Source organism: Roseomonas sp. F4 (assembly GCF_053891155.1).
On sequence record NZ_JBSSHK010000002.1, the window covers coordinates 282,377 to 293,021 of the forward strand.

Genomic DNA, 10,645 nt, shown 5'->3' on the forward strand with positions numbered 1-10,645 from the left:
CTACCCCGCCATCGCTCCCCACCAGGCATCGGCATCGCGATAGGTGCCGTGGCGATGGAACATCGCCTCATTGCCGCCGCGCTGCGCGCGCAGCGCCGCGGTGGCCTCCTCATCCACCTCGCGGTCCGGGCCGTCCCGAAACACCACGCCGTAATCGTCCCGCGCGCCATCCAGCGTGATGAAGCCCCCGCGCAGGTCCTGCCGCACACGCCAGGGCTCGCGCTCGAAGGGATGGCCCCAGCCGCCGCCGCCGGTGGATTCCATGCGCACCACATCGCCGCGCTTCATCGGCATGCCCTGCGCCAGACGCGGCAATTCGCGTTCCTCCGGCGTGCCGGGGTTGAGCAGGAAGCGCCCGGGCCGGCCGGCCTGGCCGCCCTTCACACCCCAGGGCGGATTGTCCACGTTGTCCATGCGCGTGTTGAGCGTGGTGCCATCCACCAGCACCTCCATCTCCCGCACCATGCCCGCGCCGCCGCGCCAGCGGCCGGGGCCGCCGGAATCGGCACGGACGGCATAGGTACGGATGCGCACCGGCATGTCGCCTTCCAGGAACTCGATCGGATAATTCTGCTGCGCGACGTAGTAGATGACGTCGATGCCATCAGCGAAGGGTCGCGCGCCTTGGCCCGTGCCATGCCCGCCCGACTTATAGAACAGCGACCCGTCCTTCGGCTGTCGCCCCGTCAGTGTGTAGATGGTGTAGATGGAACTCGCCGCCGGGCTCTCGCCCCCCGTCGCCTGCGCGATCAGCCCGAGGCAGCTGGAGATGACGCGCGCCAGCGTGTTGGAGCGTTGGCCGAGTGGCGCGGGGAAGGCGGGCTGGATGATCGTGCCTTCCTTCGTCCGCACATCGGCGATGGCGCGCAGCAGACCCTCATTCATCATCAGCCCGGGCTCGTCCTGAAGCAGGTACAGGCCGAAGCAGGTGTTGGGCACGGTCGGGTTCATCAGGAAGTTGATCGGCCCCTTCGCCTGCGGGTCCGATTCCGTGGTGTCCAGCGTGAAGCCATCTTCCCGGGACTCCAGCTTGAAGCGGACGGTGAAGGGGCCACCGCCCTTGCCGTCGCCATCGACGCGATCGGCGAAGCGCCAGGTGCCGCCGGGCGGGAACAGCTCCGCCAGCCGCCGGCGGAAGACGCGGGAAGACTGGTCGATCATCGCCTCCACCGCATCCAGCAGCGTCTGCGTGCCGAAACGGGCGAACAGCTCGCCCAGCCGCTTCTCGCCGAGCCGCACCGCGGCCGTCAGCGCACGCGTGTCCCCGCGCGCGTGCTGCGGGAAGCGGGAGTTGCGCACGAAGGTCTCGAACAGGTCGGTGTTCAGCACGCCTTCGCGGTACAGCCGTACCGGCGGCACCATGATGCCTTCCTGGAAGACGCTCTCGGTGCCCGGCGTGTTGGAGCCCGGCCAGGCGCCGCCGATGTCGCGGAAATGCGCCCAGCTCTGCGCGAAGGCTACCAGCCGGTCGCCGACGAAGACCGGCGTGGCGAAGACCTGGTCGGAGGTGTGGGAGACGCCGCCACGCGAGATGTAGCAGTCATTGTACCAGAAGATGTCGCCCGGCCGGATGTCATCCACCGGAAAGCGGTCCAGGATCGGCCGCATCACATCGCCAAACAGCGCCAGCTTGGTGCCGGTGACCAGCCTGCCATCGGCGCCGTAGAAACCGATGAAATAGTCCTGCTTCTCACGGATCACCGGCGACATGGCGGTGCGTTCCAGCAGCGCCTCGCATTCCGCCTGGGCCGAGCGCAACGCGCCCTTGATGATCTCGACCGTGACGGCATCCGGTTGGGTCATGCGGCTTTCCTCGGCCATTCCTGTTCGCCCAGATCCCAGAACAGGCCGGCGGCGATCTCCAGCCCTTCTTGCATGATCGGCAGCAGCGCGTGTTCGTTCGGCGCGTGCTGCGAACAGCCGCTGTAGGAATGCGGGATGTAGAGCGTCGGCAGGCCGAGCGTCAGCGCGAAGCTGTCATTCGGCAGCGACCCGCCGGCATTCGGCACGATCATCGGCGCCTTGCCCGTGGTGCGCTCGATGGAGGTCGCGGCGAGGCGCGGCCATGGCCCGTCCGGATCCATCCGCGTCGCCGCCCATTCCGCGCCGCTGCGAATGCCTTCGACCATCACATCGTCGAAGCCCGCCTCGGCCAGATGCTTGCGGATGGCCGGGATGAAGGTGGCCGGGTCGCGGTCCACCGTGTAGCGAATCTGGCACCGCGCGAAGGCCTCGGGCGGCACGGCATTCACCGGCGCCTCGGGATGCCCGCATTTGAATGCGAGAACCTCAAAAGTATTCCAGCCAAAGACCTTCTCGGCGGCGGTCAGGCCGCGCTCGCCCCACCAGTGGTTGATCTCCGGCCCGTCCTCGCCGCCATCCACCTGGCATTGCGCCAAGGCGGAGCGCACGCTGTTGGGGATGCGCTCCGGCAGGATGTCGCGCGCCAGCACATGGCCGTCGCGGTCGATGATCGCGGCGATGGCATGGGCCAGCCGCACGCCGGGGTTGGCCAGAAGCCCGCCCCAATTGCCGGAATGGTGCCCGCCGTCGCGGTACTTCACGCGCAGATCCATCGCCAGCGCGCCGCGTGTGCCGAGCACCAGCGCCGGCACATCCGGCACCAGCCGCGGCCCGTCGGAGGCCACCAGCACATCCGCCGCCAGCTCGTCCCGATGCGCACGGCAGAATTCGTCGATACCGGGGGAGCCGACCTCCTCGCTGGTTTCCAGCAGCAGGATGACGTTGAAGTTCAGCTTCCCCCGCGTCTTCAGCACTGCTTCCAGCGCCGCGAGGTTCATCGTGTGCTGGCCCTTATTGTCCACCACGCCACGGCCATACAGCCGTTCGCCGCGCTGCGTCAGCACCCAGGGGGAGAGACCCTCCAGCCATTCCGCCTCCAGCCCGCGCACCGTGTCGCCATGGCCATAGGTCAGCAGGGTCGGCAGACCCTCACCCTCGATCCGCCGCGCGATCAGGAAGGGGCCGCCCTTGCCGGTAGGATTGGGATGGATGGCGCAGCTGAAGCCGATGCGTTTCAGGTCTGGCGCCATCTCCTGCTCCAGATAGCGCCACAGATGCGGGCCGCTATCTGGGTCCTGGCTGGCGGTGGGGCAGGCGACGCGGCGGGCGAGCAGCGCCAGCAGGCTGCCATCCTCCAACATGCCCCGCGCCGCGGCGATCGCGGCCTCCCGACTCATGCCGGGATGGCCTGCTGCACCCGGCGCGTGGCGGCGCGCAGCGCGGCGACGAAGCGGTTCTGACCGCGCAGCAGCTCCACCTGCGCCGGCTTCTGCAAGCCGGCCTCCAGCGTCGCCAGTTCCGCCGCCACGGCCAAGCCGGGCAGGGGCGGCACGGTATAGGCCGGGTCGTGCGCGAAGCGTGCCTCGCGGGTGTAGTTGATCGGCACCAGGATGCGCGACAGTTCCTGCACCACCGCATTGCGCGCCGCCACCGGCGCGCCTTCCAGGCCCGTCAGCGCCGCGCGCAGCCCAGCCACAGCGGCCTTGGCGGGGGCCAGGTCGGCGGCGCCCTTCGCGGCCTCCTCATACTTCGCGATGGTCGCGTCGAATTCGTCGCAGGTCGCGATCCAGTCGAAGGGCAACACCTCCGCATTCACGATGCGCAGCACGGAGAGAAGATAGATCTTCATATCCGTCATCAGCACGTTCTGGTCGGCGATCTCCAGCGTGTCGTTCTCCGTATGCCAGGCGATGTTCGCGCCGCAGCCGGAGACGTCGTAATAGCCTTTCTCCTTGCGCAGCGCCTCCGGCATCGTGCTGGACAGCATGAAGAAGCTCGGCAGGCCGATATTGTTGAAGGAATAGTCGCCAGCCTGTGGCGGCCGCATGGTCTTGATATCGGCATCCGGCACGATGTCGCGGATCGCCTGCGTGGCCAGCGCGGCGCTTTCGGTGAAGGCGCGGGTCTGGTGGTAGGATGTGGCCCAGCGGCAGCCGGGGCTGTCGCAATTGACCTGTGCCAGGCAGTTCTCATCGAGGTCCGTCGCGAAGGCATCGGTGAACCAGGTGGAGCCGGCATAGCGCCCGGTGGAATGGCCCGGCCACCAGGCGATCTTCACGCCGCGCTTCAGATCGCCGCGCTTCGCCCAGAGCACGCGCGCGATTTCCAGCATCGTCGCATCGCCCGTGGCATTGTCGCCGACGCCGACTTCCCAGGAATCGTAATGCCCATGCAGCAGCACGAATTTCTGGGCATCTTCGCTGCCGGGAATGGTCACCACCGGGATTTTCTGCGGGAACCAGCCTTCCAGCATATCGGTCATGATGGTGGCCTCGCCGCCGGCTTCCGCCAGGGCCATCAGCTTCTGGCCATCCGGATTGTTCACTGCGACCACGGGAATCTTCGGCTTTCGCGGCAGGTCGTGCAGATCGGGGCTGCCCCAGATGGTGGTGCAGGTGCCCCAATGGATGTCGATGCCGGGGTTCACCGCGATCAGCCCCAGCCCACCCCATTCCTCGATCAGGCTGGTCAGCGCCGGATTGCCGAAGCCCTGCATGATGACGATCTTGCCGCCCACCGTTTCCTTCGCATGCGCGACGGAGGTGATGGAGCCGCCAAACAGCGTCGCGATGTCGCGTGAATAGGATCGCAGCGCCTTCGGATTGGCATTCAGCTTCACCAGCGGCGCCGTGCGCCCACCCGGCACCGGCAAGGCGGAGGAAGGCGGCTTGGCGCGATACGTCACGCCGCCGGCGGTGACGGAGGCATCCAGTGGCACGGAGAGGCAGATCTCCGGCTCATGCACCTCCACCGGAATGCCGTGGCGCTTCAGCTTTGCCACGATCACATCGGCGGCCTTGTTCACATCCTCCGGCCGCCAGCGATGCATGCCGGCGAAGGTGGTCACCAGGTCCCAGGGCGCATCCAGCGTGATGGCATCCAGAAAGCGCTGTTCTTCGGCGGTGATCGACATGCGGATGGTCCCTCGGTCTGCGACGCGGCGGGCGATGGCAGCACCGCACGCGGCGGCGCGCAAGCCACCCGACTGATGCCTGAATGCGATCGCTGGCGTCGCAGGGAAAGGCATGGTGCGGCTGGCACGGATTGTGCTGACATCGCGGCGCCACCAGGGGACGCCACCATGAATCGTCGCGCCGTTCTGCTCGCCGCCTCCGCCCTCACGGGTCTTTCGCGCCTGCCGCTCGGCGGCGCTTCCGCCCAGGCCCAGGGCGCGCAGGGCGACGCGATCCGCCCGCTCGTGCTCCTCACCCGGCCCCAGGCTGCCGCCCCGGCGGCCTATCAGGCGGCGGAGCTGATTGCCCAGGAATGGCGCAAGCTCGGCCTGCAAATCGAGCTTCGGCCGCTGCCGAACCAGCAGATGAGCCAGGTGGTCTGGTATGAGCGCCAGCGCTGGGACGCGACCATGTGGCAGATGGTCGGCCGGCCGGAACGCGGCGACCCGGATGAGATGGTCTATAACCTGCTGCATTCGGCGAATATCGCCACCGGCTACAACTTCGTCGGCTACAACAACCCCGCCTATGACCGCCTCGCCGAAGCGCAGCGCGGCGAGATGGACCAGGCCCGCCGCCAGCAGATTGTGCGGGAGGTGCAGGAACTGGTGAACCAGGACCAGCCCTATGCCTTCCTGGTGCATCCGGTGAATCTGCAGGCCTTCAACAAGCAGGTCTTCGTCGAATCCAGCGCGGTGAACCAGGCCGGGCTCGGCATCCGCAACTTCTGGAACTGGATCAGCCTGCAACCCGCCGGCAACCAGCGCGACATCGTGGTCAACAGCACGGAGCCGGTGAAGGCCACCAACCCCTTCTATGTCAGCGGTGCGCCCGACAGCTGGGTGACCGACCTGATCTGGGACCGGCTGATGCGCGTGGGTCCGGACGGTCTGCCCCAGCCCTGGGCGGCGGAAAAGGTGGAGCAGCCCGACCCGCTGACCATCATCTGCACGCTGCGCGCCGGCATGGCCTTCCACAACGGCGATCCCGTGACGCCGGACGATGTGGTTTTCTCCTACGAGGCGCCTGGTGTCGGCAATGAATCGCCAATGTACCGCCCCTTCGTCCAGAACATCGCCAGTGTCGTCGCCACCGATGCGAAGACGGTGCGCTTCACGCTGAAGCGGCCCGACGCGGCCTTCCGCATCGCCGTTCTGGCGAAGCTGAACATCGTGCAGAAGAAGACCTGGGCGCCGGTGCTGGCGGAGTATCAGAACCGTCCGGAGAATCTGGAATCCTATGTCGAGGAACGCCCGATCGGCTCCGGCCCCTACCGCTTCGTCCGTTCACGCGTGAATGAGGAAGTGGTGCTGGAGGCGAATCCGAATCACTGGGCGAAGCCCAAGGCGGATCGCTGGATCATGCGCATCATCACCAATACGGAAGCGACCCTCGGCGCCTTCCGCCGTGGTGAGATCAACGTGCTGGCCGACTATTTTGGCGATCCCGACCTGGTGAAGGACATGGCCCGCCAGCTTCCCCGCATGATCGCGGTGAAGGAGGAGGTGGATATCGGCTTCCAGTTCGTCGGCATGAATCTGCGCCGCCCACCCTTCTCCGACGCCGCCTTCCGCCGCGCGCTCTCCGCCGCCGTGAATCGAGAGATGATGGCGGGCGCGGCCTGGAACGGGCAGGCGGTGCCGGCCAATTCCCTGGTCTCCCCGGCGCTCGCCGCCTGGCATGATGAGGGCATCGCCGGCCGCGTGCCGGGCGGCAATTTCGCCGGGGCGCAGCGTCTGTTGCAGGAAGCCGGCTACCGGGTTGTGAACGGCCGGCTGCACTACCCGGCCGGCGTGCGCGAAACCACCACGCCGTACCAGTGAAGGGCAACCGCCTGTCGTGAAGCGATTTGGGGCGCGGATCCTGCATGCCGCCTTCGTCCTCTGGGCGGTGGCGACTCTGACATTCCTGTTGTTCCGGCTGATGCCGGGCGATCCGACACTGAACTTCCTGTCGGATTCCTTCAGCGAGGAGATGCGCGCCGACCTGCTGCAATCCTTCGGCCTCGACAAGCCGCTGCCGGAGCAATACCTGATCTACCTGACCAGCCTGCTGCGCGGGGACCTCGGCGTGTCCTTCCTGCAGAAGCGGCCAGTGCTGGACATTCTGCTGGCGGCGCTGCCGAACACGGCGGCGTTGACCATCACCGCGCTGGTCATCGCCTATGTCTTCGGCATCATCGCCGGCGCCTTCCTGGCCTTCGCCCGCGGCACGGTGACGGAGGGCATCGCCATCCCCGCCGCGCTCATCACCCGCGCCGCGCCGGAATTCTGGCTCGGCATGCTGCTGCTGTCCTGGCTGTCCTTCGCCTGGGGCATCTTTCCCTCCGGCGGCGCGAATGTGGCGGGGTCTGAATTTTCGTCCGAATGGGCGCGGATGACCTCGCCGGATTTCCTCTGGCACCTAGTCCTGCCGGCGCTGACGCTGGCGCTGTATCTGCAAGGCCTGCCGCTGCTGCTGATGCGCGCCACCATGCTGGAAGTGCTGAATGACGAGTTCATCATCATGGCGCGGATGAAGGGCCTGTCGCGCTGGGCGATCGTGATGCGCCATGCGGCGCGCAATGCGCTGCTGCCGGTGGCCACGGCCTTCGCGCTGGGACTGGGCAGTTCCTTCGGCGGGAATGTGGTGATCGAGACGGTGTTCTCCTGGCCCGGACTGGGCCGCGTGCTGGTCTCCGCCGTACAGGGGGCGGACTATCCGCTGGCGCAGGGTGCCTTCATCATGATCGCGGCGGTGCTGGTGCTGATGAACATGGTGGCCGATCTACTTTACGCCTGGCTCGACCCGAGGGTATCCGTCGGTGCCCGGCGCTAGCGCGGTGGCGCGCCGGCCGGCGCTGCCCGGCTTCGTGCGGGCGACGCTGGGCTTCCTGCGCAGCCAGCCCTTCGCCATCGCGGGCATCGCCATCTATCTGCTGTTCATCGTGATGGCGATTTTTGCCGATCAGATCGCGACGCATGACCCGCGCGAGATTCTGTTCCGCGGGGCCTATCGCGTCGCCCGCTATCTGCCGCCCTCCGCCACGCATTATCTGGGCACCACGGCCGGCGGGCGGGATATGTTCTCGCAGCTTGTCCATGGCTCGCGTTCCGCCCTGAAGGTGGGCGTCACGGCGGCCTTTTTCGTGGTGGTCATCGGCACGCTGCTTGGCCTGCTCTCCGGTTATCTGGGCGGCTGGGTGGACCGGGTGATCATGCGGATCTCGGACATCATCCTGGGTCTGCCCTTCCTGCCCTTCGTGCTGGTGATCTCGGCCCTGACGCGGCCGGGCACCACCACGCTGGTTGCCTCCGTTGCGCTGATGCTCTGGCCCAATACGGCGCGCGTCATCCGGTCCCAGGTGCTGTCGCTGCGCGAACGCGGATGGGTGGAGGCGGCGCGCGTCACCGGCTGTTCCACGACGCGAATCATCTTCGTGCATATCGCGCCGCAGGTGGCGCCGCTCGCCGCGCTCTACGGCTCCATCGCCGTGGGCTGGGCCATCCTGACCGAAGCCTCCGCCTCCTTCCTCGGCTTCGGCGATCCCGCCGCCATCTCCTGGGGCCTGATGTTGCAGGACGCCTTTGCCAACCAGGCATTGTCCCGTGGGGTGTGGAGCTGGTTCGTGCCGCCCGGCATCTGCATCGTGCTATTGGTGCTGGCCGGCTTCCTGGTCTCGCGCGGGTCCGAGAAACTGCTGTTTCCGAAACTGGGGGATTGATGGACGCGCTGCTGTCGGTTCGCGATCTTGCCGTGCATTACCGCACCGCGGCGGGGCCGGTGCGCGCGGTGGATGGCGCGAGCTTCGACGTGCCGGCGCGCTCCATCGTCGGGTTGGTCGGTGAAAGCGGCTGCGGCAAGTCCACCCTCGGCCGGGCACTGATGGGCGTCATGCCGCGCAGCGCCAGCATCGCCGCCGGCAGCGCGGTGTTTGAGGGGAGGGATCTCGTCACCCTCTCGCCCGCGGAACGCCGCAAGCTGCTGTGGCGGCGCCTCGCCTTCGTGCCGCAGACGGCGATGAATGCGCTGGACCCGGTGCAGCGACTCGGCGCGCAGATGCAGGAAGTGCTGGTGGAGCGCGGCGGTCTGTCCCGCGCCGCGGCGGGCGTCCGGGCGGCGGAACTGTTCGCCCTGGTCGGCCTGGATGCCGGGCGGCTGCGCGACTGGCCGCACCAATTCTCCGGCGGCATGCGCCAGCGCGCCTCCATCGCGCTGGCCCTGGCGCTGAACCCAGCCCTGCTGATCGCGGATGAGCCAGTGACGGCGCTGGATGTGATCGTGCAACGCCAGGTGCTGGACGTGATGCGCGAACTTCAGGCGCGGCTCGGCCTGGCGATGATCCTGGTGACCCATGATGTCGCCGTCGTCGCCTATGCCTGCGACCGGGTCGTGGTGATGTATGCCGGCCGCGTGGTGGAAAGCGGCCCGGTGCGCGCCGTGCTGGAAGCACCGCTGCACCCCTACACGATGGGCCTGATGAACGCCTTCCCGGACCTGGAACGCGCGGGTGGGGAGCTGGTGCCGATCGAGGGCTCGCCGCCCTCCCTGTTGCACCCACCTGCCGGCTGCCGCTTCGCCGCGCGCTGCCCCTTTGCGGAAGCACGCTGCGCACAGGACCCGCCCCTGGTCGAGCAATCCACCGACCATCACGTCGCCTGCTGGCGGGCGGCCGAAGCCCCCGCGCTGCGGCCTTTGGCCTCGGAGGCCGCGACATGGTCCCGCTGATTGCCGCCAACGATCTGGTCAAGGCCTTCCCAGCCTCCCGCAGCATGCGGGACGTGCTGCGCGGCCATCGTCCGGTGCTGCGCGCGGTGAATGGTGTGTCGCTGGCCGTCGCGGCGGGCCGCGCGCTTGGCATCGTCGGCGAAAGCGGCTGCGGCAAGACCACCACCGCGCGGCTGCTGCTGCGGCTGGAGGAGGCGACCAGCGGCACCGTGCTGTTCGAGGGTGAGAATGTCTCCGCCCTGCGCGGCCCAGCGCTGCTGCCCTTCCGCTCCCGCGTCCAGCTTGTCTTCCAGAACCCCTTCGACGCGCTGAACCCGCGCTTCACCATCCGCCGGTCCCTGACGGAGCCGCTGCGCAATTTCGGCCTGGCGCCGGAGGAATGGGAGGCCCGGATTCGGGAGGCGATGGCGCGCGTCCGGCTCGACCCACCGGAGGCCTATCTCGATCGCCATCCGCACGAGCTCTCGGGCGGTCAGTTGCAGCGCGTGGTGCTTGCGCGCGCATTGGTCACCCATCCGCGCGCCATCATCGCCGACGAGCCGGTCTCCATGCTGGACGTCTCGGTGCGCGCGGGCGTGCTGAACGTGCTGCGGCGCGCGCGGGATGAGCTGCAACTCGCCGCCATCTATATCAGCCACGACCTCGCCCTGATCCGCTATGTCTGTGAGGATGTCGCGGTGATGTATCTCGGCCGCATCGTCGAAAGCGGCCCAACGGCGGAAATCATCGCTGCCCCCGCTCATCCCTATACCCGCGCCCTGGTCGCCGCCGTGCCGGTGCCGCGGGTGGATCAGGACCGTGGCGACCTGCCGATCCGGGGCGGGCTGCCGGATCAGCTGAACCAGCCCAGCGGCTGCGCCTTCCGCGATCGCTGCCCGGCCGCCTTCGCCCGCTGCGCGGAGGAAGCGCCGCCGCTGCGCGCCATCGCCCCCGGCCGTCACGCCGCCTGCCATCTGGCCTGA

8 protein-coding genes are annotated in these 10,645 nt (G+C 68.0%); 5 read left to right on the forward strand and 3 right to left on the reverse strand.

What is annotated here, in order from left to right; genetic code table 11:
- The 3 genes from ACVFYP_RS08785 to ACVFYP_RS08795 are packed head-to-tail and all read right to left on the reverse strand — an operon-like array spanning position 1 to position 4,936.
- Entirely contained in the window at positions 1-1,803 is a 1,803-nt protein-coding gene (locus ACVFYP_RS08785; protein WP_499199788.1) for a hydantoinase B/oxoprolinase family protein, read from the reverse strand.
- Complete coding sequence (locus tag ACVFYP_RS08790) at positions 1,800-3,200, reverse strand: M20 family metallopeptidase (protein ID WP_499199789.1); 1,401 nt, start codon at positions 3,198-3,200, stop codon at positions 1,800-1,802. Before ACVFYP_RS08790 ends, ACVFYP_RS08785 begins: the two co-directional genes overlap by 4 nt.
- The gene (locus ACVFYP_RS08795; protein ID WP_499199790.1) at positions 3,197-4,936 is read right to left on the reverse strand and encodes a M28 family metallopeptidase; all 1,740 of its coding nucleotides are present in this window, start codon (positions 4,934-4,936) and stop codon (positions 3,197-3,199) included. The genes ACVFYP_RS08790 and ACVFYP_RS08795 overlap by 4 nt, the downstream gene beginning before the upstream one ends.
- A 168-nt stretch (positions 4,937-5,104) precedes the next feature.
- On the opposite strand from ACVFYP_RS08795, the gene ACVFYP_RS08800 reads away from it, so the two are divergent.
- The 5 genes from ACVFYP_RS08800 to ACVFYP_RS08820 are packed head-to-tail and all read left to right on the forward strand — an operon-like array spanning position 5,105 to position 10,645.
- Positions 5,105-6,799, forward strand: a complete 1,695-nt coding sequence (locus ACVFYP_RS08800) for an ABC transporter substrate-binding protein (protein WP_499199791.1) — start codon at positions 5,105-5,107, stop codon at positions 6,797-6,799.
- A 16-nt stretch (positions 6,800-6,815) separates the two neighbouring features.
- Positions 6,816-7,793: an ABC transporter permease gene (locus ACVFYP_RS08805; protein WP_499199792.1), complete on the forward strand. Its 978-nt coding sequence runs from the start codon at positions 6,816-6,818 to the stop codon at positions 7,791-7,793.
- Positions 7,780-8,679: an ABC transporter permease gene (locus ACVFYP_RS08810; RefSeq protein WP_499199793.1), complete on the forward strand. Its 900-nt coding sequence runs from the start codon at positions 7,780-7,782 to the stop codon at positions 8,677-8,679. Before ACVFYP_RS08805 ends, ACVFYP_RS08810 begins: the two co-directional genes overlap by 14 nt.
- Positions 8,679-9,683: an ABC transporter ATP-binding protein gene (locus ACVFYP_RS08815; RefSeq protein ID WP_499199794.1), complete on the forward strand. Its 1,005-nt coding sequence runs from the start codon at positions 8,679-8,681 to the stop codon at positions 9,681-9,683. Before ACVFYP_RS08810 ends, ACVFYP_RS08815 begins: the two co-directional genes overlap by 1 nt.
- Entirely contained in the window at positions 9,671-10,645 is a 975-nt protein-coding gene (locus tag ACVFYP_RS08820) for an ABC transporter ATP-binding protein (protein ID WP_499199795.1), read from the forward strand. Before ACVFYP_RS08815 ends, ACVFYP_RS08820 begins: the two co-directional genes overlap by 13 nt.

Excerpts from the sequence above, each read along its gene's own strand:
- ACVFYP_RS08815 (WP_499199794.1), top strand. The coding sequence starts at position 8,679 with ATGGACGCGCTGCTGTCGGTTCGCGATCTTGCCGTGCATTACCGCACC.
- ACVFYP_RS08800 (WP_499199791.1), top strand. The coding sequence starts at position 5,105 with ATGAATCGTCGCGCCGTTCTGCTCGCCGCCTCCGCCCTCACGGGTCTT.
- ACVFYP_RS08795 (WP_499199790.1), bottom strand. The coding sequence starts at position 4,936 with ATGTCGATCACCGCCGAAGAACAGCGCTTTCTGGATGCCATCACGCTG.
- ACVFYP_RS08820 (WP_499199795.1), top strand. The coding sequence starts at position 9,671 with ATGGTCCCGCTGATTGCCGCCAACGATCTGGTCAAGGCCTTCCCAGCC.
- ACVFYP_RS08790 (WP_499199789.1), bottom strand. The coding sequence starts at position 3,200 with ATGAGTCGGGAGGCCGCGATCGCCGCGGCGCGGGGCATGTTGGAGGAT.
- ACVFYP_RS08785 (WP_499199788.1), bottom strand. The coding sequence starts at position 1,803 with ATGACCCAACCGGATGCCGTCACGGTCGAGATCATCAAGGGCGCGTTG.